The organism is Streptomyces longispororuber, from assembly GCF_024448165.1.
Classification (GTDB): domain Bacteria; phylum Actinomycetota; class Actinomycetes; order Streptomycetales; family Streptomycetaceae; genus Streptomyces; species Streptomyces longispororuber_A.
Map to the genome: position 1 here is coordinate 1 of NZ_JAMOLN010000060.1, position 20,475 is coordinate 20,475.

At 70.9% G+C, this 20,475-nt stretch carries 18 protein-coding genes and 2 tRNA genes; 7 read left to right on the forward strand and 13 right to left on the reverse strand.

Annotation, left to right across the window (positions count from 1 at the left end):
- Positions 1-54: 54 nt before the first annotated feature.
- Positions 55-921, forward strand: a complete 867-nt coding sequence (locus M4J07_RS18475) for an ABC transporter permease (RefSeq protein WP_255973259.1) — start codon at positions 55-57, stop codon at positions 919-921.
- Between the two features lie 61 nt (positions 922-982).
- Entirely contained in the window at positions 983-2,119 is a 1,137-nt protein-coding gene (locus M4J07_RS18480; RefSeq protein WP_255973261.1) for an ABC transporter substrate-binding protein, read from the forward strand.
- A 60-nt stretch (positions 2,120-2,179) separates the two neighbouring features.
- On the opposite strand, the gene M4J07_RS18485 is transcribed toward M4J07_RS18480, so the two are convergent.
- The 4 genes from M4J07_RS18485 to M4J07_RS18500 form a co-directional block, all read right to left on the reverse strand.
- Positions 2,180-2,253, reverse strand: a tRNA-Met gene (locus tag M4J07_RS18485).
- A gap of 74 nt (positions 2,254-2,327) precedes the next feature.
- Positions 2,328-4,133, reverse strand: coding sequence for a tetratricopeptide repeat protein (locus M4J07_RS18490; protein WP_255973263.1), 1,806 nt, complete (start codon positions 4,131-4,133; stop codon positions 2,328-2,330).
- A gap of 239 nt (positions 4,134-4,372) precedes the next feature.
- Positions 4,373-4,446 (reverse strand) — tRNA-Met (locus M4J07_RS18495).
- Positions 4,447-4,489: 43 nt separating this feature from the next.
- Positions 4,490-7,444 carry a UPF0182 family membrane protein gene (locus M4J07_RS18500; RefSeq protein WP_255973321.1) on the reverse strand — a complete coding sequence of 985 codons (2,955 nt, stop codon included), beginning with the start codon at positions 7,442-7,444 and terminating at the stop codon, positions 4,490-4,492.
- A 140-nt stretch (positions 7,445-7,584) separates the two neighbouring features.
- Between M4J07_RS18500 and M4J07_RS18505 the strand changes: the two genes are divergently transcribed.
- On the forward strand, positions 7,585-8,127 hold the full coding sequence (locus tag M4J07_RS18505) for a PPA1309 family protein (RefSeq protein ID WP_255973265.1): 543 nt from the start codon (positions 7,585-7,587) through the stop codon (positions 8,125-8,127).
- Positions 8,128-8,215: 88 nt separating this feature from the next.
- Here M4J07_RS18505 and M4J07_RS18510 read toward each other — a convergent pair whose 3' ends face one another.
- From M4J07_RS18510 to M4J07_RS18525, 4 genes are all read right to left on the reverse strand, one after another.
- Positions 8,216-9,304 (reverse strand): YlbL family protein, encoded by a 1,089-nt coding sequence (locus M4J07_RS18510; protein WP_255973267.1) that lies wholly within the window; start codon positions 9,302-9,304, stop codon positions 8,216-8,218.
- A gap of 57 nt (positions 9,305-9,361) precedes the next feature.
- Positions 9,362-9,526: a hypothetical protein gene (locus M4J07_RS18515; protein WP_255973268.1), complete on the reverse strand. Its 165-nt coding sequence runs from the start codon at positions 9,524-9,526 to the stop codon at positions 9,362-9,364.
- 103 nt (positions 9,527-9,629) lie between these two features.
- Positions 9,630-10,094, reverse strand: a complete 465-nt coding sequence (locus tag M4J07_RS18520) for a molybdenum cofactor biosynthesis protein MoaE (protein WP_255973270.1) — start codon at positions 10,092-10,094, stop codon at positions 9,630-9,632.
- Positions 10,095-10,227: 133 nt separating this feature from the next.
- Positions 10,228-11,340: an SDR family oxidoreductase gene (locus M4J07_RS18525; RefSeq protein ID WP_255973272.1), complete on the reverse strand. Its 1,113-nt coding sequence runs from the start codon at positions 11,338-11,340 to the stop codon at positions 10,228-10,230.
- A gap of 190 nt (positions 11,341-11,530) precedes the next feature.
- Between M4J07_RS18525 and M4J07_RS18530 the strand changes: the two genes are divergently transcribed.
- Both M4J07_RS18530 and M4J07_RS18535 read left to right on the forward strand, forming a co-directional pair.
- The gene (locus M4J07_RS18530) at positions 11,531-13,012 is read left to right on the forward strand and encodes a zinc-dependent metalloprotease (protein WP_255973273.1); all 1,482 of its coding nucleotides are present in this window, start codon (positions 11,531-11,533) and stop codon (positions 13,010-13,012) included.
- Positions 13,009-13,533, forward strand: coding sequence for an NUDIX hydrolase (locus M4J07_RS18535; protein ID WP_255973275.1), 525 nt, complete (start codon positions 13,009-13,011; stop codon positions 13,531-13,533). The genes M4J07_RS18530 and M4J07_RS18535 overlap by 4 nt, the downstream gene beginning before the upstream one ends.
- Positions 13,534-13,627: 94 nt before the next feature.
- Here M4J07_RS18535 and M4J07_RS18540 read toward each other — a convergent pair whose 3' ends face one another.
- The 4 genes from M4J07_RS18540 to M4J07_RS18555 form a co-directional block, all read right to left on the reverse strand.
- Positions 13,628-14,383, reverse strand: a complete 756-nt coding sequence (locus tag M4J07_RS18540; RefSeq protein ID WP_255973277.1) for an AIM24 family protein — start codon at positions 14,381-14,383, stop codon at positions 13,628-13,630.
- Positions 14,384-14,399: 16 nt separating this feature from the next.
- Positions 14,400-15,080 carry an AIM24 family protein gene (locus M4J07_RS18545; RefSeq protein WP_255973278.1) on the reverse strand — a complete coding sequence of 227 codons (681 nt, stop codon included), beginning with the start codon at positions 15,078-15,080 and terminating at the stop codon, positions 14,400-14,402.
- 11 nt (positions 15,081-15,091) lie between these two features.
- Complete coding sequence (locus tag M4J07_RS18550; protein ID WP_255973280.1) at positions 15,092-16,762, reverse strand: TerD family protein; 1,671 nt, start codon at positions 16,760-16,762, stop codon at positions 15,092-15,094.
- Between the two features lie 123 nt (positions 16,763-16,885).
- Positions 16,886-17,482, reverse strand: a complete 597-nt coding sequence (locus M4J07_RS18555) for a M48 metallopeptidase family protein (protein WP_255973282.1) — start codon at positions 17,480-17,482, stop codon at positions 16,886-16,888.
- 187 nt (positions 17,483-17,669) lie between these two features.
- Here M4J07_RS18555 and M4J07_RS18560 point away from each other — a divergent pair, with 187 nt between their 5' ends.
- Together M4J07_RS18560 and M4J07_RS18565 are read left to right on the forward strand one after the other, a co-directional pair.
- The gene (locus tag M4J07_RS18560; protein WP_255973284.1) at positions 17,670-18,833 is read left to right on the forward strand and encodes a ThiF family adenylyltransferase; all 1,164 of its coding nucleotides are present in this window, start codon (positions 17,670-17,672) and stop codon (positions 18,831-18,833) included.
- 68 nt (positions 18,834-18,901) lie between these two features.
- Positions 18,902-20,260: an ABC1 kinase family protein gene (locus M4J07_RS18565; protein ID WP_255973286.1), complete on the forward strand. Its 1,359-nt coding sequence runs from the start codon at positions 18,902-18,904 to the stop codon at positions 20,258-20,260.
- Here M4J07_RS18565 and M4J07_RS18570 read toward each other — a convergent pair whose 3' ends face one another.
- Entirely contained in the window at positions 20,261-20,464 is a 204-nt protein-coding gene (locus tag M4J07_RS18570; protein WP_255973288.1) for a hypothetical protein, read from the reverse strand.
- Positions 20,465-20,475 lie beyond the last annotated feature (11 nt).

A 20,475-nucleotide genomic window follows, 5' to 3' on the forward strand; every position in this document is an offset into this window, starting at 1 on the left:
GGGCGAGCTGTGGGACCTGCTGCGCGGCGAGGTGCACCAGGAGGCGGTCCCGGCATGACGACCACGACGCCCGCCGAGCGGACCGACGCCGTACTGGTCCGCGCCCCCGGCCCCCAGGAACTCCACCCCACCCGCACCCGCCGCAGGCACCGCACCCTCGAACTCTCCCTCGCGGTGGCGGTCCCCCTGGTCCTGGTCCTGCTGTGGCAGCTCGCGGCCGCCGAGTCCTGGATCGACGACCGCGTCTACCCGGCACCGTCCACGATCCTCGCCGACGGCTGGGACCGGGCGGCCGACGGCGACCTGTGGCCCGACGTGTGGGCCACCCTCAAGCGCGTCCTCGCGGGCTACGCGATCGGCACCGTCACCGGCTACCTCCTGGGCCTCCTCATGGGCTCGGTCCCCCTGATCCGCGCCGCGCTCGAACCCCTCCTCGACGCCCTCTACGTCGTCCCGAAGCTCGCCCTGCTCCCGGTCTTCCTGAACATGTTCGGCCTCGGCGAAGGCCCCCAGATCGCCCTGGTCGCGGCGACCGTCTTCTTCTTCGTGTGGATCTCCACCATGGCCGCGGTGCTCTCGGTCCCGGCCGGCCACCGCGACGCCGGCCAGGTCTTCGGCGCCTCGCCCTGGCAGATGTTCCGCCACGTCCTGCTGCCCGCCTCCCTGCCGGCCGTCCTGGTCGGCGCGCGCATCGCGGCGGGCGTCGCCGTCCTCGTCATCGTCGCCTCGGAGCAGATCGCCGCGGCGAACGGCCTCGGCCACCTCATCTTCGACGCCCGCGCGCTCTTCCAGAACGACGTGATGTTCGTCGGCATCGTCTGCGTCGCCGTCCTCGGCGTCGTCTTCTCCGAACTGGTGCGCCTCGCGGGCCGGCTGCTCACCCCCTGGGCGCCGCGCGACCGCGGCCGCGGCCAGTCCTGATCCCCTCCCTCACCCCCTCTCCTCTCCCCCCGTTCCACGCGACGTCCCGTACGGAGGCTCCATGCGCACGAGAAACATGGGTACGACCCTGCTCCTGACCGGCGCGCTCATCGCCGCCGCGACCGGCTGCGCCAAGAACGACACCCCGTCCGGCACCGCCGCGAAGCCCCGTACGATCAAGGCGGTCGCGGGCTGCGGCAAGGGGAGCTGGACCGACCCGTCCGACCTCGCGCCCGACCGGAAACCGGCCCGCTGCACCTCCGGCGCCCCCGCCCCGGTCAAGCTCGCCAAGACCCGCAAGCTGACGATCGCCACCGGCACCCTGGCCGCCGAGTACGTGGCCCCGCTCGAAATGGCCGTCAAGAAGGGCGAGTTCGAGAAGGAGGGCCTGGACGTCACGCTGAAGGTCCTGCCCACGCCCGACGCGCTCCCCCTCCTCGCCAAGGGCGACATCGACGCCCAGTGGGCGGCGCCCGAGGCGGCCGTCATGAACGGCATCCTCGGCGGCTTCGACATCAAGTGGGTCGCCGCCAACTTCTCCCCGGGTCCCGGCTCCAAGAGCGGCCTGTGGGTGCGCCTCAAGGACGGCCAGAGCGCGTCCCACGTCGCCATGGCGGGACGGAGGATGGGCACGATGATCGGCAAGGGGTCGGTCATCTCGTACCCCATGGACACGGCGCTCAAGAAGCACGGCGGCGGCCTCGACAAGATCCAGTTCCAGCAGCTCGGCTCCGCCGACGTCCTCACCGCGCTGCAGAACGGCGGCGTCGACTCGGCCTGGCTGCTCGACCCGGTCTGGCGCAAGGTCGACGGCGACAAGCGCTTCGCGTTCCTCGGCGGCCAGCCCCAGGGCGAGCCGCTCGGCGGCCTGCTGTTCGGCCCGAAGCTCCTCAAGGAGGACCCGGACGCCGGCGTCGCCTTCCTGCGCGCCTACATCCGCACGGTGAACACGTACTTCGCGGGCGACTACAAGAAGGACCCCGCCTTCGTCGCCGAGCTGGCCGCCCTGCTGAAGACGGACAAGGCGGTCCTGGAGTCGACGCCGTCCCTGCGCATGGACTGGGAGATCCGCTCCGGCACGACGGACCGGCTCCAGCAGGCGTACGAGGCGGCGGGCGTCTCGAAGGGCGATCCGCTGCCGGAGTCGAGGACGGTCGACAGGAAGCTGTACGAGGAGGCCGTGGGCCATACGTCCTGACACGGGCCCGGACATGCGCCGAGGCCCGGAGCTTTACGGCTCCGGGCCTCGGACTTTCAGTAGCGGGGACAGGATTTGAACCTGCGACCTCTGGGTTATGAGCCCAGCGAGCTACCGAGCTGCTCCACCCCGCGTCGGTGAACCCAACTCTATGTCACGCCCCCGACCAGCGCAAATCCATTTCCCCGCGCCCTGCACCGACCGCGCCCTACGCCGACAGCTCCTCGCGCAGCGCGTCCCGCAACCGCCCGGCGCGCTCCGCGACCTCCGCGGGCCCGAGCTCGACGGCCCGGGACGCCCACTTCTGCCCCTCGACCAGATCACCGCGCCGCGCCCGCAGCAGAGCGAGCCTGAGCGCCGCCCGGCCGTGCCCGGAGTCGGCCGCCCGCGTCCACCACAGCGCCGCCTCCGGCTCGCTGCCCTCCCGCGCCAGCAGCAGCCCCAGGTTGAACGCACCGTTGCGCGACCCGGCCTCGGCCGCCTCGCGGTACCAGCGCGCCGCCTCGACGACGTCGCCGCGCGCCGCCGCGAGCATCCCGACCCGCACCTGGGCCCGCCGGTGCCCGTGCTCGGCAGCCCGCTCGTACCACTCCTCGCACTCGCTCTTCACGGTGACGGGCTCGCCCAGCTCGTGCCGCACCTCGGGCGGCCGGCGCACGTCGAGCAGGGAGGCCAGCCGGTACGCCGCCTCCGGGCTGCCGCCACCCGCGGCGCACCGCAGGTGCCGCTCGGCGCTCTGCTCGTCGCCCTCGCGCAGCCGCGCGATGCCGACCTGGAGCGCGGCATCCGTGTGTCCTCCGGCAGCGGCCCGCTCGTACCACTGGACCGCCTGCTGGGCGGCCGCCTCGTCCTCGCGGCCCGCGTACAGGATGCCGAGGTTGAAGGCCGCGTCGACGCTGCCCGCCTCGGCCGCCTTGGAGAACCAGGGCTCGGCGCCGACCGCGTCCCCGTTCTGCAGGAGCAGCACGGCGAGCGCGTTCGCCGCCTCGCGGTGACCCGCGTAGGCGGCACGCCGGTACCAGCCCTCGGCCTGCGCCGTGCGCTTCTGCTCGGCGCAGAGCAGGCCCAGGTTGTACGCGCCGTTGTTGTCGCCCGCGTCCATCGCCGCGCGGTACCAGCGCTCGGCGGTCTGGGTCTCGCCGCGCTGCGCGTGCAGCGCGCCCAGCGCGTTCGCCGCGTTCCCGTCGCCGTCCTGGGCGGCGCGCAGCCACCACACGGCGGCGCTCTCCTCGTCACCCGCGTCCCGCAGCAGGAAGGCGAGGGCGCACGCGGCGCGCGGCTCGCCGTCCTTGGCGGACGTCAGGTACCAGCGCCCGGCCTCCTTGAGGTCGCCGCGCTTCTCCAGGATCGCGCCGAGGTGCAGCGCGGCCCTGCGGTGTCCGCGCGCGGCGGCCTGCCGGTACCACTGCTCGGCCTCTTCCGCCGGATTCTTGTCGTCACCGGCGACGAGCACGTCGGCGCCGCCCTTGCGGTCGAGCGCGCGGGCGAGGCGGTAGGCGGCCTCGCGGTGCCCGCGCTCGGCGGCGACCCGCATCCAGCGCTCGGCGCCGACGTCGGTGCGGTGCTCCAGGAGGTCGGCGAGGGCGTACGCGCCCAGCGTGTGGCCCTGCTCGGCGGACTGGCGCAGCCAGTACTCGGCGGCGGGCTCGTCACCCCGCTCGCGGTGGTACCGGCCGAGGGCGTGCGCGGCGGCGGCCGAACCGGCGACGGCGGCGACCCGCCACCATCCCGCGGCCTCGTCCGCGTAGCCGCGCTGGTGGAGCAGGACACCCAGATTGTTGGCCGCGGCCCGGTCGCCCTCGCCCGTGGCGGCGCGCAGCAGGGGCTCGGCTCCGTCGAGATCACCGCGGCGCAGCAGCATGGCGCCGAGGACACTCATCGCCTCGACGTCGCCGGCCTCCGCGGCCAGCCGCTGGCGTGCTTCTTCTGCCGCCTCGCCGGGTTCGTCCCGGCCGGAAGGCTGCACAAACCGCCCTGTCTCCAACAGAGTTGCCTTGTCCCCCATAACGTCCATCGTCGCACCACCTGCAACCCGGTTACACCTGGTATACCGCAGCCCGTGAGGTCACTTCAGCGTTTTGTCGACATGCCCACAGAGAGATAAGTGAAACACAATTTTCCCAACTACCCCCGGGCGGAGCAGCGTTCGCACGTACTTGGTACACAGTTCGCACATGCCAGTGGCTCGTGACACCCGGGCCCTTGACGCACCGAAGGCTCGGAAGCTGATGCTTCCGAGCCTTCGATCATCAGTAGCGGGGACAGGATTTGAACCTGCGACCTCTGGGTTATGAGCCCAGCGAGCTACCGAGCTGCTCCACCCCGCGCCGTTGTGTTCAAACCGTACCACGGCGCGAGGGGGCGGCTGACTCAGCCGCCTGCAGCCTCCTTGTCGTCACCGTTCTTGGCGCTGCCGCCGTCCGCCTTCTTGTCCGCGCTGTTGTCCGCGTTCTTGTCGGCGTTCTTGTCGGCGTTCTGCTTCGCCTCCTTGTCGGCCTGCGTCTGAGCCTTCTCGGCGCGCTCCAAGGCGTCCTGCAGCTTGTCCTGCGCGTCCCCGTAGGCGGACCAGTCGCCGTCCTTCATGGCCTTCTGGCCGTCCTCGAACGCCTTCTCCGCGTCCGCGAGCGCCTCCTTGACGGTGGAGTTCGCCGGCGGCGTCGTGCTCCCGCCCGGCTTCTCCGGCTCGGCCGGGGTGGCCCCGTCCACTTCGAAGGCCTGGTTGAGCGCCTCCGAGAGCGAATTGGCGAAGCCGTTCCTGTCGCCGTACGAGACCGCGACCTTGCGCATCAGCGGGTACTCGGAGTTGCGGCCCTGTGCGTAGATCGGCTCCACGTAGAGGAAGCCCTTGTCGAGCGGCACCGTCAGCAGATTGCCGTACAGGACCGTCGAGTCGGCGCCCTTCATGTCGCGCACCCAGTTCGCCACCGGATCCCAGGAGTTGAGCTTGTTCTGCACCTGCTCAGGTCCCTGGACCTTGTCCTCGGTGACTCTCAGCAGCCTTATGGCGCCGTAGTCCTTACTGGTCGCGTCGGCGTCCACCGCCATGAAGGCCCGTAGGTTCGGCCTGCCGCTCGGCGTGAACGTCGTCGTCAGCGAGAACTGCTGGCTGGTCTGGCCCGGCATCTTCATGGACAGGTAGTACGGCGGGACCGCGCTGTTGTCCTTCTTGGTCGGGTCGTTCGGGACCTGCCAGGCGTCGGACGCGTTGTAGAACTGGTCGGAGTCCGTGACGTGGTACAGGGTCAGCAGCTCGCGCTGGACCTTGAACATGTCCTGCGGGTAGCGCAGGTGCTCCTTGAGGTCGGCCGGGATGGCGCTCTTGGGCTCGACCGTGTCGGGGAACGCCTTCTGCCACGTCTTCAGGACCGGGTCGGCCTCGTCCCAGGCGTAGAGCTTGACCTCGCCCGTGTACGCGTCGACGGTCGCCTTCACCGAGTTGCGGATGTAGTTGACCTGGTTCTGCTGGGCCACCACCGCGCGCTGGTTGTCGCCCTCGTTGAGGGAGTCGGCCGTGGTGTCACCGAGCGTCGTGCGGGACGCGTACGGGTACCCGTTCGACGTCGTGTAGGCGTCGACAACCCACTTGATCTTGCCGCCGACGACCGTCGGATAGGCGTCGCCGTCGATGGTCAGCCACGGGGCGACCGCCTCGACGCGCTCCTTCGGCGTGCGGTTGTACAGGATCCGCGACCCGTCGCCGATGGCTCCGGAGTAGAGGATCTGCGGCTCGCTGAAGGAGACCGCGTACGCGGCGCGGTTGATCGGGTTGGAGAGGTTGATGCCGCTGTTGCCCGTGTAGCTGGTGGTCTTCTGCGTGCCGTCGTCCTGCTCGTAGTCCAGCTCCTTCTGCGGCCCGCCGACGATCGAGTACTGCGTCGTCTTCTCGCCGTAGTAGATGCGCTGGTTGTAGTCGCCGAGGTCACCGGTGGTCGGCAGACCCGACTCGGTGAACTGCGGGGCGCCCTGCGAGGTGGACGTGCCCTTCGCCGTCACGGCTCCGTAGCCGTGCGTGTAGACGAAGTGGTCGTTGATCCAGTTGCGCTTGTCGAGCTTGCTCAGGTTCAGCTCGCGCAGGCCGACCACGGTGTCCTGGCCGTTGTAGCGGTCCACGTCCAGGGTCGTCGGGAACTGGTAGTACTTCCGCTGCTGCTCCAGCTGCTGGAAGGTGGGCGACACGACGTTCGGGTCGTTCAGCCGGTAGCTGGCCGCCGAATCGGCGTCCGTGCGCTGCGCCTTGGTGTCGTCGCCGCTCTTGCCGCTGTAGTCGACGGGCGTGGCCTTGTCGATGCCGTACGCCTTGCGGGTCGCCTCGATGTTCTTCTCGATGTACGGGGCTTCCTTGGACTGCTCGTTCGGCTGGACCTGAAACTTCTGGACGATGGCCGGGTACAGGCCGCCGATCAGGATCGCCGAGAGCACCATCAGGCCGAAGCCGATGACCGGCAGCTGCCAGGTGCGCCGCCACAGGGTGGCGAAGAAGAGGATCGCGCAGATGACGGCGATGCAGAACAGGATCGTCTTCGCCGGCAGGTACGCGTTCGCGTCGACGTAGCGCAGGCCCGTCCAGTTGTCCGTCGCCTTGAAGTCGCTCGACTTCACCGCGAGCCCGTACCGGTCAAGCCAGTACGCGACCGCCTTCAGGGCCACGAACACGCCCAGCAGGACGGACAGGTGCCCCGTCGCGGCCGCCGTGGCACGCGCGCCCGGGCTGGTGATGCGCAGCCCGCCGTACAGGTAGTGCGTGAGCGCGGCGGCGACCAGGCCGATGACGGCGGCCGCGAAGCCGAAGCCCAGCAGGAAGCGGTACCAGGGCAGGTCGAACGCGTAGAAGGACACGTCCATGTGGAACTGCGGGTCCTTCTGGTTGAAGGGCACCCCGTTCACGAACATCAGCCACGTGCGCCACTGGCTCGCCGCGGACGCGCCCGCGATCAGGCCCACCAGGGCGGTGATCCCGAGCAGCAGCCACTTCTTGAAGGGCGCGATGCCCATCCGGTAGCGGTCGAGGCTCTGCTGCTCCATCGACATGGCGCTCAGCGGCGGGCGCAGGCGGTGCGCCAGCCAGACGTTCACCCCGACGGCGAGCGCCATGAGCAGACCGAAGATGAAGAACAGCCCGATCTTCGTCCACAGCATCGTCGTGAAGACGGACGAGAACTTGACCGACCGGTACCAGAGCCAGTCCGTCCAGAACCCGGCGAACATCACGAACGCCATGCCCAGCACGGCCAGGACGCCAAGCGTCAACAGCAGCGTCCGGGCACGTCGGGACGGTCGGCCCACTCTGATCCGCGGCCCCGTCGGGCCCCCGCCGCGGTCCGGCATCTGGAAAGCCAAGGTGCGCACCTCGAAAGTTCAGTAATCGATCGGTCAGGCCCCCGAGATCGCGGACCCATCACCTATGCAACTTACTCACGCTTTACTCAGTTCCCGGTTCGGGGGAGGAACGAGGCAGGATTGTGACCATGTCCAACACTCCTATGGCAGCGAGCCCCCTCACCCGGGCCGTCCTCGAGATCGACGAGTACGCCTCCGGCCTCGGCTGGGACCAGCCCGCGCGCCTCTTCGCCCTCGTCGACACCGCCGCGCTGCGCGCTCAGGAACCCGCTCTCGCCGCCCAGCTCGGCCTGGAGGGCGAGCAGGAGGCCCCCGGCCTCACCCCGATCGAGCAGGACGAGGTTCCCGCCGACAAGCCGCTGGACGAGTTCCTCGGCACCATCGCGTGGCCCGACGCCGTCGCGGGCTGCGCCCTGACGGTGGAGCGCCTCATGCTGCCGCCGTCCGCGGAAGCGTCCGTCCCCGAGGGCCTCAGCGACAAGAAGCTCGCCAAGTGGGTGGCCGAGCACCCGGACCGCCAGGAGGTCCGGATGACGGTCGCGGTGCTGCGCGACGGCACCCGTGACTCGGCGCTGCGGCTGCGCGAGAAGGACTCGCCCACCGAGGTCCTCACCGGGGCGGAGCTCGTCCCCGGTCTCGCCGAGGCACTGGCGGCGACGTTCGCCGACTGAGTTCCCGCGGGTTCCTGAGTTCTTCCTCACCTACGTAGAGGGGCGCCGCCGGATGTTCCGGCGGCGCCCCTCTACGTAGTGCCGTGTCTCAGCCCTTGGTGGTGCACGTGGGCAGGTCCGCGGTGTCGCCCTTGCGGATGTCCGCCAGCGCGTCCATCGCGTCGTCGATGGTGTCCACCTTGACGAGCGTGAGCCCGGCCGGGGTGTCCGCGGCCGCGGTGGCGCAGTTGTCCTTGGGCGTCAGGAAGTACTCGGCTCCCTTGTCGCGCGCGCCGACCGTCTTCATCTGGATGCCGCCGATCGGGCCGACCTTGCCGTCGTCGTCGATGGTGCCGGTGCCGGCCACGAACTTGCCGCCGGTCAGGTCGGTGGGCGTGAGCTTGTCGACGATGCCGAGGGAGAACATCAGGCCGGCGCTGGGGCCGCCCACGTCGGCGAGCTTGATGTCGATCTGGAACGGGAAGGTGTGGTCGGTCCCGGCCTGGATGCCGACGATCGCCCGGCCGTCCTCCGCCTTGTCCGTCTTGATCGTCACGTTCTCCGTGCGGGTCGCCTCCTTGCCCTCCTTCTCGGCGGCGGCCGCCTCCTTGACGGGGACGACGGTGAAGACGACGTTCTCGCCGGGCTCGTGCTTGGTGACGAGCTTCGCGACGTCGGCGGGCTTGGTGATCTTCGTGCCGTCGACGGCCTTGATGACGTCACCGGCGTGCAGCGCGCCCTCGGCGGGGCTGTCCTTGACGACGGTGGAGACGATCACCCAGGACTTCACGGGGATGTCCAGCTCGTTCAGGGCGGCGACCTTGGCGCTCTCCTGGGACTGGCTGAACTCCTCGGCGTTCTCCTGCGAGGACTGCTCCTCGGTCTGGCCGTCCGGGTAGAGCGTGTCGTGCGGCACCACGATGCTGTCGTGGGCGAGCCATCCGTAGACGGCCGACACCAGGTTCATGTTGAAGTCGGCGCTGGTGACGCGGACCGTCGTCATGTTCAGGTGGCCCGACGTCTCGTACGTCTTGTGGCCGGAGATCTGGATCACGGGTTCGCCGTCGTGGTCCGCGAGGGTGTTCACCGTCGGTCCCGGGGACATCTCCGCGTAGGGCACCTTGATGAGCACCCCGGCGCAGAGCAGCGCGATCAGGATCAGGGTCGAGGCGAGCATCGTCGCGGTGCGGCGTGGCATGGAACGACAGTACGGGACGGGCCTGTCAGTGCACCTGTGGGGCCGGGCCGTACGAGGTCAGGTGCCCGAGTGCGACTTCTCCATGGCCTCGCGGAAGCGCGCGTAGCCGCTGAGTTCGGTCACGTCGCCCGTCTTGTGGCGATGGCGACCGGCCCACGTGCCCCACAGTCCGGCGCCGACCGCAGCGACAACCGGAATGAGCAGCCACATGAGAGCTGTCATGCCGACCTCCCGACCCCATGAGCAACCACAACTGACTGATCAGCAGATTAACCATCCGCAGTGTCAACGCTCGCCGCAGGGGTGCGGTTACGCAACCGGAACCTCAGCAGGCACCCACCCACTCCTCCGTGCCGTCGGAGAACGTCTGGTGCTTCCAGATGGGCACTTCGTGCTTGAGGTCGTCGATGAGTCTGCGGCACGCCTCGAAGGCCTCGCCGCGGTGCGGGCACGAGACGGCGACGACGACCGCGAGGTCACCCACCGCCAGATCACCGATCCGGTGGACGGCCGCGAGGGCGCGCACGGGGTACTCGGCGACGACCTTCTCCGCGATGCGCCGCATCTCCGCCTCGGCTGTCGGGTGGCAGGAGTAGCCGAGCCTGTCGACGTCGGCCCCGCCGTCGTGATTGCGCACCGTCCCCACGAAGAGCGCGGTGCCGCCCGCCGCGTCGTCACCTGCGGCCCGGAAAACCTCGTCGAGGGAGAGCGGGGTCTCACGGATGGCGAGCAGCTTGATCGGGTCCTGCGCCGCCTGCTCACCGGGATGGTCGTGCTGGGTGGGTGCCATGCCCACATCGTGCCGCACGCCGCAGACAACCGTGAATAGCGTTTTCGACCGGCACGCGCGCGTACCGGATTGGAGGCTCGTCCAAATGCGTCGTCCGTATGCGCCGTGCCGCCTTCAGCCACCCCAGCCACCTTCAGATGCGGCGCCTCGCCTTGCGGACCCGGCGCACGACGGCAGCCGTGCCGAGGAGAGCCACCGTCGCGCCCGCGGCGCCCGCCGCCGTCGCGTCCTTGCGGCCCAGCCGTCGGCCCGCCACCGTGCGGCGGCCCGCGACCTCCTCCAGGAGCTCGGCGAGGACCTCCTCGTTCGTCCACTGGGGGCGCCAGCCCGCGTCGTGCAGCCGGCTGCCGCTGACGACCCACGGATACATCGTGTAGGCCAGGTCGCCCGCGGGCGACGGGGTGAGCCCGATGCGGTGGAGGCGGGCCGCGGCGCCCAGCGCGACGGCGGACGGCAGCTCCATGCGGCGGATCCCGCTGAGCTCCTCGACCTCCTCCTGCTCCAGCCAGCCGTCGCAGCCGACCGCGAGCTCCCCGTCGACCTTCTCCAGAACGGCGTACTCCAGAGCGCTGCACAGGTCCTCGACGTGGCAGAACTGCCAGGCGGGCCGCGAACCGGCCACCACGAGGAGCCGCGGAGACTCGAAGTACCTGGTCAGGGCCGTGTCCGTGCCGCCGACGAGCACCGCGGGACGCACCACGGTGACGTTCAGGCCGGGATGGGCGCGCGGGGCGCGGCGGGCCAGCCGCTCGACCTCCAGGAGGTCGCCCACGCCGGTCGCCTCCGCCGTGGCGCGCAGTTCAGCGTCCTCGGAGAGGGGAAGTTCGTTGTCGGCGAGCGCCCCGTAGACCATCGTCGAGGTGCACAGGACGACGCGGTGCACGCCGGCGGCGGCCGCGGCCGTCAGCACCGTCTGGGTGCCGCGCACGTTGTACGCGGTGCGGGCGGCGGCGTCGGACTCCAGATCGAGGTCGAGCGCCAGGTGCACGACGACGTCCGCGCCGCGCAGCTTCTCGGCGATGGCCGGATCCCGTACGTCCAGGATGTGCCAGGTCGCGGACGTGCACTCGCCGCGCCGCTCGTCGATGGCGAGGACCTGCTTGATCGCGTCCGAGGCCGCGAGCCGCTCCGTGAGCAGGGCCCCGACGCCGGAGGCGGCACCGGTGACCGCGACGACGGGTCCGCGCACGGCGGGACTGGTTGAGGGGTTTCGCGCTGCGCGAACCTGCGGATCTGGGGAACTCACCGGGCGTCTCCAGCGGTTGTCTTCAGTACGTACCTGTATGACGCGTACGTACCAGGAGGCATCCATCCTGCCGCAGGCCATGAGTCGGCGAAGCACCGAGGCCCAATCCCGCCATGGTGTCTACGCTGGGTGTGTAGTCGGGCAGTCGCCACCGGGGCAGAACCGGTGGCCTTACCAGCCGAGGAATCCCGTGAGTGACACCCCATTCGGTTTCGGCCTTCCGCCGGAGGAGCCGGACGACGGCGACGAGGGCAAGAAGAAGGACCAGCAGGGCGGTGGCGGTCAGGGACCGGCCAACCCCTTCGGATTCGGGTTCCCGGGCCTGCCCGGCGCGGGCGGTCCGGGCGGCGAGGGCGGGGACAACCCGTTCGCGGCGATGTTCGGCTCGATGAATCCGAACGATCTGGGGGCGGCCTTCCAGCAGCTCGGCCAGATGCTCTCCTACGAGGGCGGCCCGGTGAACTGGGACATGGCCAAGGACATCGCCCGCCAGACCGTGTCCCAGGGCACGCAGGACGGCGTGAAGGACGCGAGCATCGGCCCCGCCGACCGGACCGCGGTCGAGGAGGCCGTGCGCCTGGCCGACCTGTGGCTGGACGACGCGACGTCGCTGCCCTCGGGCGCCGGCTCGGCCGTGGCGTGGAGCCGCGCCGAGTGGGTCGAGGCGACGCTCCCGGTGTGGAAGGAGCTCGTCGACCCGGTCGCCGAGCGCGTCGGCATGGCCATGGGCGACGTGCTGCCCGAGGAGATGCAGGCCATGGCAGGGCCGCTGATCGGCATGATGCGCTCCATGGGCGGCGCCATGTTCGGCCAGCAGATCGGCCAGGCCATCGGGGTGCTCGCGGGCGAGGTCGTCGGCTCCACCGACATCGGCCTGCCGCTGGCCCCGGCCGGCAAGGCGGCGCTGCTCCCGCTGAACATCGAGGCGTTCGGCAAGGACCTCGGCATCCCGAAGGAGGAGGTCCGCCTCTACCTGGCGCTGCGCGAGGCCGCCCACCAGCGGCTGTTCTCGCACGTGCCGTGGCTGCGCTCGCACCTGTTCGGCGCGGTCGACGGGTACGCGCGCGGGATCAAGGTCGACACCACGAAGCTGGAGGACGTGGTCGGTCAGTTCGACCCGCAGAACCCGGAGCAGATCCAGGAAGCTCTCCAGCAGGGCATGTTCCAGCCGGAGGACACTCCGGAGCAGAAGGCCGCTCTGGCCCGCCTGGAGACGGCCCTCGCGCTCGTGGAGGGCTGGGTCGACGCGGTGGTCCACGCGGCCGCGAAGCCGCGCCTGTCGTCCGCGGACGCGCTGCGCGAGACGCTGCGCCGCCGCCGTGCGACCGGCGGTCCCGCGGAGCAGACGTTCGCGACGCTGATCGGCCTGGAGCTGCGTCCGCGCCGTCTCCGTGACGCCTCGCGCCTGTGGGCGTCGCTCACGGACGCGCGCGGTGTCGACGGCCGGGACGGCCTGTGGGCGCACCCGGACATGCTGCCGACGGCGTCCGACCTGGACGACCCGGACGGCTTCGTGCACCGCGAGCAGCTCGACTTCTCGGAGCTCGACAAGATGCTCGGCGAGGCCGCGGGCGGCGCCACGGGCGAGAAGCCGAACCTGTCCAAGGACGAGGGTTCCGACCACGGCTCCGACCGGGGTTCCGACCAGGGTGAGGACGACAGCGACAAGTGAGCCTGTACGACGACGCGGTCCTCGTGCTCAAGAGCTACGAGGACCAGCCGGAGCTGCGCCAGGCCTACCTGGACCACCTCGCCGCCCACGGTGAGGCCGCGATGTGGAAGCCCTGCACGGCGGGGCATCTCACCGCGAGCGCCCTGGTCATCGACCCCGAGCGCGGCCGGGTGCTCCTGACCCTCCACAAGAAGCTGCAGATGTGGCTCCAGATGGGCGGTCACTGCGAGCCCGGCGACGCGACGCTGGCGGCCGCGGCCCTGCGCGAGGCGACGGAGGAGTCCGGCATCCCTGGTCTGACGCTGCTGCCCGGCGGCCCGGTCCGGCTGGACCGGCACCCGATTCCCGGCCCGTGCTCGCAGCACCTGGACACGCAGTACGCGGCGCTCGCGCCGGCCGGTGCCACGGAGGCGATCAGCGACGAGTCGCTGGACCTGCGCTGGTTCCCGTACGACGAGGTCCCGGCGGTGGCGGACGCGTCGGTCGTGCGCCTGGTCGAGGCCACGCGGGCTCGCCTTTAGGGCCTTTTCAGGGCTGTTTCAGGGCTGTGCACGAGTACGGGTAAGGGGCGGGCGCCATGGCGCCCGCCCCTTACCCACATCGCTGCGTACGGCGTCAGCTCCAGACGTTGCCCTGGTTCTGCCCCCGGGCGCCCTGCTGGCCCATCCCGAACTGCGCGGCGACGCCGCCGCCGATCTGCGCGTTCTGCGGCGGCAGCAGCTCGCTGGGCTGGACGAGCGCGTAACCGCTGCCCATGAAGCTGAGCTCCCAGCCCTCGCCGGTGTTGCCGCGGCGCCGCCAGACGCCCGAGGAGTGCGTCTGCGCCTGCATCTGCACCCGGAGCCCGGTCGACCAGGCGACGATGGCGTCCGCGTCGGCGTTGACGTACTTGTCGGGCGTGACCTGGAGCATCAGCGGCTGGCCCGACGTCATCAGGGCGACCTTGCCGCGCCCGGTGATGTTGAGCTGGTACTTGCCGGACCCCGAGATGCCGAACTGGCTGTCCACGGCGATGACTTCGTGGTGCAGCGACGAGTCCATCGCGAGCACGTAGCTGCTGTCGACGGTCAGACCGTCCTGCTCCACGTCCACGACGTGGATGTACTGGGCGAGGTTCGCGAGATACACGACGCCCTGCCCGTGGCAGCGCATCAGGCTGAGTCCCTCGCCCGTGGTGGCGCGGGCGCGCCGCTGCCCGGACGTCTGGTACTCGGCGTCGAACTCGACGAGCCCCTGGTAGGCGACCATCGATCCCTTACGGGCGACGAGGTCGTCGTGGCCCTCCAGGACCACCCGCAGCATCTGCGGGTTCTGCACCGTGTAGCGCTCCTGGGACTGCTGCTCGGCGTATGCGAAAAGCGGGCTCTGCATGGTTGTTCGCTCCCCCTCAGCCCCGGACTCGGAGGCGGTCGGTGCTGTCCTCACTGGGCTGTACGACGACGATGCCTTCGCCGGAGAAGCCCATCTGGTAGGCCTCGCCGCTGCCGCGCCCGATGAGCGAGCCGGCGCGGAAGCTGCGCTTGCCCTTCACCTTCAGCTTGGGCGACCAGGCGATGAGCGCGTCCGGGTCGACGTACGTCTCGTCCTCGCCGCGGCCGCAGTCGACCACGATGGGGGTGCCGCGCGAGGTCAGGGCGACGAACCCCTGGCCGCTGATCGTGATGTTCCACAGGCCCTGCCCCGCGAACTTGGCGAGGCCCTTCACGCGCTCGACGCCCCACTGGAGGTGCGCGTCGAAGGCGAGCAGGTTCGTGCCGTTGACGGAGATGGAGTCGCCGCCGAGGTTGATCACGACGACGTCCGCGCCGTAGTCGGCGAGGTAGAGCAGACCGTCGCCGGAGCACTTCATCAGCGGCGCGCCCTCACCCGTGATCCAGTCACGGGCGACCTGGCGGACGGCGGGCGGGTTGGGCTCGTACTGGACGAAGCCTTCGTAGGCGGCCATCGAGCCCACGCGCGCGAAGAGGTCGTTCCCGGTCTGCATGGCGACCTTCAGCATGTTGCTGCCGTGGTTCTCCATGCGGGCGGCTACGGGTGTCGGGGCGAAGCCCGCGAGTGGCTGGTTCATGACGGACTCCCTCAGACCTCGTACGGCTGGACGACGATGAAGTTGCCGGGTGCGCCCCGGAACTGCAGGTTCACGCCCTCGCCGCTGTGGCCGGGGTACGCGTTGCGCCGCATCCGGACCTGGCTGGAGACGATCGCCTGCGCGGCCGCGGACCAGGCCACGACGGCATTGGAGTCGGCGAACGTCGTCGGCGTCACCGGCAGCACGACGGGTGTGCCGTGCGTCTTCACGACGACGGTGCCGGTGCCCTGGAACTGCATGACGAACAGGGCACCTCCGGGGATGCCGTGTCCTTCGATCCTGCGGACCTCGTGCTGGAGGGACTCGTCGAACGCCAGGACGTTCTCCGCGGAGACGCAGATCGCGTCGCCCTGCAGCTCGATCGGGTGCAGGTAGGTGGCTTCCTCGGCGAGGAAGACCTGGCCGCGGCCGGTGCAGCGCATCAGCTGCATCTCCTGGCCGGTGGCGTTGCCCACGATGCGGCCGGCGAACCCGGCTCCCTTGTAGCTGAACTCGACCTTGCCCTGGTAGAGCACCATGCTGCCCTGACGGGCGAGCACGGCCTGCTCGCCGCCCGCGCCGAGGTCGACCCGGATCAGCTTCTTGTTCTGCGGCGTCCAGCGCTGCCCGGTGGGCGCCTCGCGGTACTTCTGCAGGGCCGCGGCCACGCCGGGCGCGGGGGCTTGCTGCGGAACACCCTGCGGGGCGCCGTACGGGGAGGGTGCCGCGGGCTGCTGGCCGTAGCCGGGAGGGGCGGCCGGCGTCTGGTGCTGCTGGCCGTAACCGGGAGGGGCGGCCGGCGTCTGGTGCTGCTGGCCGTAACCGGGCGGCAGGGAGGCGCCGCCCTGGCCGGGGACCTGTCCGAACTGCGGCTGCTGGGGCGGCTGCTGTCCGAACGGGCTGGGCGCGGGCGGCGGCACGGTGCCGGGCGGCGTGGCCAGGGGCGCGGCGATGGTGGGTGCCGCGTGGACCGGAGGTGCGGCCGGGGTGGGCGCCGGCGGAGGCGTCGGGCTCTGCGGCGGCGCGAAGCCCTGCGGGGCGGGTGCGGGGGCCGGAGCCGGGGCTGCCGGGGCACCGAAGGCGGGCGGCGCGGAGGCCTGCGCGGGCGGCGCGAACCCGGGGGCGGCCTGCGGCTGCGCGGCGGCGGGCTCCTCCTCGGCGACCTCACCGCCGAAGTTCTTCAGGAGCGCGTCCAGGCCGCCGTCGAAGCCCTGGCCCACGGCGGCGAACCGCCAGACGTCCTTCAGGTAGAAGTCGCCCAGCATCACCGCACGCTCGGTCGAGAACTCGGCACCGCTGAAGGAGTACCGGGCGACCTCCTCGCCGCCGGCGACGATCCGGATGTACCCGGGCGCCACCTGCGACATCTGGCCGGCGCCGTCGAGGGTCGCGGTGAACGACAGCTTGTGGATGTGCGCGGGGATCTTGTCGAGCGTGACGCGGAACGACTCGCTGTCACCGGCCTGCGCACCGAGCAGCTGGACGGATTCCTCGGGTGTCTTCGGCTGGTTGAAGAAGACGAAGTACCGGTCGTCGGACAGCCGCTCATCGGCGTCGAGGCCGAAACAGCTGATGTCGAAGGTCAGCCCGGGGCCGGTGATCTGTACGCCGACGTACAGATCGGTGCCCGCGGTGAGGTCACTGATCTTGGCCTTGTGGCCGCGTTGGAATTCCCTGGCCATGCGTAACGACCGTCCCCCATCCCGATGGTGATTGCGTCGCGCCAGGCTAACTGCAAACACCGACAGCGGAGGAAGTCGGTACAGCCCTGGTACACAACCGTCCCGGAGGCCCCGGGGGGACGATCACTCGCCGCGTGCGGTCGGCAGGTGCGGCAGGCGGTCGGCCGCGACCACCCCTTCGAGGTAGCCGCGCGCCCGCTCGGTTCGCGGATACGCCTCCAGAAGGCGCCAGAAACGCGGACCGTGGCCGGGGACCAGCAGATGGGCGAGTTCATGGACGAGCACATAGTCGACGACGTACTCGGGCATGCCCTGCAGTCGGTGCGAGAGGCGGATGCTTCCCTCGGCGGGGGTGCAGGAGCCCCACCGGGTGTTCTGGTTCGTGACCCAGCGAACGGACGCGGGGCGGGCCTTCCCGTCGAGGTACTGCTCGGAGAGCCGCTGCGCGCGCTCGGCAAGTTCGGCGTCGCCCAGGACCCGCTTGCTCTCCTGTGCCGCGAGCTTGTCGAGCATGACGGTGACCCAGCGCTGCTCCTCGGCCTCCGACATGCGGGCCGGGATGAGGACCACCGTGCGATCGCCCTCGCGGTACGCGGAGACCGTTCTACGACGCCGGGCGCTTCTGCGGACCTCGACCGCGCTCGCCCCGGGGCCGCCTGGCGGCGGTTTGGTCGTGCTGCGCTGCGTGTTCGTGGCACGGTGCAGTGGGTCGGCGGGCACGCCCCGACGTTACCCGTTGGGCAGGGCGGAAGTCCCGCCTCCGGAACTCTTCGGTGCGCTCCCGCGCCGCCCCCGTTTGATTCGTACGACTATCGCCCCCAGCCTGTGGACAACTTTCCGCACGCTCGCGCCGACACCGTCATGCTGGCTGTCGATCGACGTCACGGCAGAGCACGGGGGAACAGCCATGCATCCGATCCTGAAGCCGGCGCTGCGGCGCGGCTGGCACGACCTGAACACGGTGCAGTTCGGGATGACGCCCGCCCACGCGGTGGTGCTCAACCCGGTCGACACGGCCACCGGCACCTTCATGACCCTGCTCGACGGGACGCGCGGAGTACCGCTCCTGCGCGACGAGGCCCGCCGCATGGGCCTGCCCGACGGACACGTGGACGCGCTCCTGGACCGGCTGACCCACGCGGGTCTGCTGGACGACGCGACGGGTGGCGGCCCGCCCGCCGAGGCGCTGCGCCGGCGGTCGCAGGTGATGGACCGGCTCCGCCCCGACCACGCCGCACTGTCGGTGGCCACGTCCGAACCGGCCGAGGCGGTGAGGAAGTTGGCGGCCCGGCACAGCATGCGCGTGCAGGTGCGCGGGGCCGGCCGGGTGGGCGCGGTCGTGGCATCGGTGCTCGGCGCGGCGGGCGTCGGACACGTCGACGTGCGGGACGGCGGCTGCGTCGAGCCGTGGGACGTGGCGCCGGGCGGGCAGCCGGTGGAGGCGGTCGGCGAGCGCCGGGACGCGTCGGCGCGGCGCGTGGTGCGGGCGGTGGCCCCGGCGCGGCCGCCCCGTCCCGACCGGCGCAGGGCGGAGCCGCACCCCGCGTGGCCGGAGGGCGGCGAGCCGCCGCTGTCCCTGGTGGTCGTCGCCCCACGGGACGGACTCGCGGTCCACTCCCCCGATCCGGTCCACGTCGAGGACCTGATGGCGGCGGGCATTCCCCATCTGTACGCGGGCGTGGCCGAGGCCACCGGAGTCGTCGGACCTCTGGTGCTGCCCGGCGGGACGGGCTGTGCGCACTGTCTGCTGCTCGCCCGCACGGACCGCGATCCGACCTGGCCGCGGCTGCTCGCCCAGTGGCGGTCGGGCCGGGCCGCGCGTCAGGTCCAGGCCTGCGACCTGGGTCTGGCCACCGCCGTCGCGGGCCTGGCGGCCGCTCATGCGCTGGCGTTCCTGGACGGGGAGCTGCCGTCGAGCACCGGGGCGCGCTGGGAGGCGTCCGCACCGGGACTCGACTGGCACGCGAGGCCGGTGCGGCCGCATCGGGAGTGCGCGTGCGGTGCGGGTGAGAGAGGTAACGGGCAGGAGACCTCCGTGGAGGAAGGGCCGCACGACACAATGGCGGGGTAGGCAATCGGCTGACGGCGTCATGACGCCTGGGCATGCGCGGCACTGCTGTCCGGTACTTGGAGGGGTGTATGTCTGATCTTCCCCGCAAGGCGGTTACCCGTACCGCCAAGCTGGCCGCGCTGCCAATCGGCTTCGCCGGCCGTGCCACCTGGGGCATCGGCAAGCGGATCGGCGGCAAGTCCGCCGAGATCGTGGGACGGGAGCTGCAGCAGCGCACGGCGGATCAGCTGTTCAAGGTGCTCGGCGAACTCAAGGGCGGAGCCATGAAGTTCGGGCAGGCGCTGTCCGTCTTCGAGTCCGCGCTCCCGGAGGAGGTCGCCGGTCCGTACCGGGCCGCGCTGACCAAGCTCCAGGAAGCCGCGCCGCCGATGCCGACCCGCACGGTGCACACGGTCCTGGAGGAGCGGCTCGGCGGGCAATGGCGCGAGCTGTTCCGGGAGTTCGACGACAAGCCGTCGGCCGCCGCGTCGATCGGGCAGGTGCATCGGGCCGTCTGGCACGACGGGCGCCAGGTGGCCGTGAAGGTCCAGTACCCGGGTGCGGGCGAGGCGTTGCTGTCGGACCTCAACCAACTGGGGCGTTTCGCACGGCTGTTGGGTCCGCTCATCCCGGGGATAGACATCAAGCCGCTGATCGCCGAGCTGCGCGACCGGGTCTCGGAGGAGTTGGACTACGCCCTGGAGGCGCAGGCCCAGCAGGCCCACGCGGAGGAGTTCGCCGACGACCCCGACGTCGTGGTGCCCCAGGTGGTCCACCAGAGCGAGCAGGTGCTGGTGACGGAGTGGATCGACGGCACGCCGCTGGCGGAGGTCATCGGCTCCGGCAGCCAGGAACAGCGCGACCGTGCGGGCCAGTTGCTGGCCCGCTTCCTGTTCTCGGGTCCCGCGCGCACGGGACTGCTGCACGCGGATCCGCACCCGGGCAACTTCCGGCTGCTGCCGGACGGGAAGGACGGCTGGCGCCTCGGCGTCCTGGACTTCGGCACGGTGGACCGTCTTCCCGGAGGTCTGCCCGATCCCATCGGCACGTCGCTGCGGCTGACGATCGAAGGCGACGCGACCGCGGTCTACGAGCTGCTGCGGGAGGAGGGCTTCGTCAAGGAGTCCATCGAGCTCGAACCGGACGCGGTGCTCGACTACTTGCTGCCGATCATCGAACCGGCCCAGGTCGAGGCGTTCACGTTCACCCGATCCTGGATGCGCACCCAGGCGGCCCGGATCGCCGACATCCGCTCGCCCGCCCACCAGTTGGGCAAGCAGCTGAACCTGCCGCCGTCGTACCTGTTGATCCACCGGGTGACGCTCAGCACGATCGGCGTGCTGTGTCAGCTCGGCGCGACGGTACGCCTGCGGGACGAACTGGAGGCGTGGATGCCGGGGTTCGTGGCCGACGAGGACGTGGCGCACGAGCCGGCCGTCGAGGCGTGATCACCACCAGTCGGAGTCGAGCCGCCCTTCGATGGCTCTGATGTTCTCCCGGGCACAGGCGTCACAGAAGTAGCGGCGAACGCCGCCCTCCACGGAATACGTCCAGGTGGGCTGGGCCCCGTGCGCGGTGGTGCCGCACCGGGCGCACACGAGGGCCTGGTGGTCCGGTTGCTGCGCGGAGTCCCCGCCAGGAAGAGACGTCACTCCGTGACGAT

What these genes read in the sequence shown, in the direction of transcription:
- M4J07_RS18475 (WP_255973259.1), top strand. Translation starts at nt 55, where the DNA reads ATGACGACCACGACGCCCGCCGAGCGGACCGACGCCGTACTGGTCCGC.
- M4J07_RS18480 (WP_255973261.1), top strand. Translation starts at nt 983, where the DNA reads ATGCGCACGAGAAACATGGGTACGACCCTGCTCCTGACCGGCGCGCTC.
- M4J07_RS18490 (WP_255973263.1), bottom strand. Translation starts at nt 4,133, where the DNA reads ATGGACGTTATGGGGGACAAGGCAACTCTGTTGGAGACAGGGCGGTTT.
- M4J07_RS18500 (WP_255973321.1), bottom strand. Translation starts at nt 7,444, where the DNA reads ATGCCGGACCGCGGCGGGGGCCCGACGGGGCCGCGGATCAGAGTGGGC.
- M4J07_RS18505 (WP_255973265.1), top strand. Translation starts at nt 7,585, where the DNA reads ATGTCCAACACTCCTATGGCAGCGAGCCCCCTCACCCGGGCCGTCCTC.
- M4J07_RS18510 (WP_255973267.1), bottom strand. Translation starts at nt 9,304, where the DNA reads ATGCCACGCCGCACCGCGACGATGCTCGCCTCGACCCTGATCCTGATC.
- M4J07_RS18515 (WP_255973268.1), bottom strand. Translation starts at nt 9,526, where the DNA reads ATGACAGCTCTCATGTGGCTGCTCATTCCGGTTGTCGCTGCGGTCGGC.
- M4J07_RS18520 (WP_255973270.1), bottom strand. Translation starts at nt 10,094, where the DNA reads ATGGCACCCACCCAGCACGACCATCCCGGTGAGCAGGCGGCGCAGGAC.
- M4J07_RS18540 (WP_255973277.1), bottom strand. Translation starts at nt 14,383, where the DNA reads ATGCAGAGCCCGCTTTTCGCATACGCCGAGCAGCAGTCCCAGGAGCGC.
- M4J07_RS18545 (WP_255973278.1), bottom strand. Translation starts at nt 15,080, where the DNA reads ATGAACCAGCCACTCGCGGGCTTCGCCCCGACACCCGTAGCCGCCCGC.
- M4J07_RS18550 (WP_255973280.1), bottom strand. Translation starts at nt 16,762, where the DNA reads ATGGCCAGGGAATTCCAACGCGGCCACAAGGCCAAGATCAGTGACCTC.
- M4J07_RS18560 (WP_255973284.1), top strand. Translation starts at nt 17,670, where the DNA reads ATGCATCCGATCCTGAAGCCGGCGCTGCGGCGCGGCTGGCACGACCTG.
- M4J07_RS18565 (WP_255973286.1), top strand. Translation starts at nt 18,902, where the DNA reads ATGTCTGATCTTCCCCGCAAGGCGGTTACCCGTACCGCCAAGCTGGCC.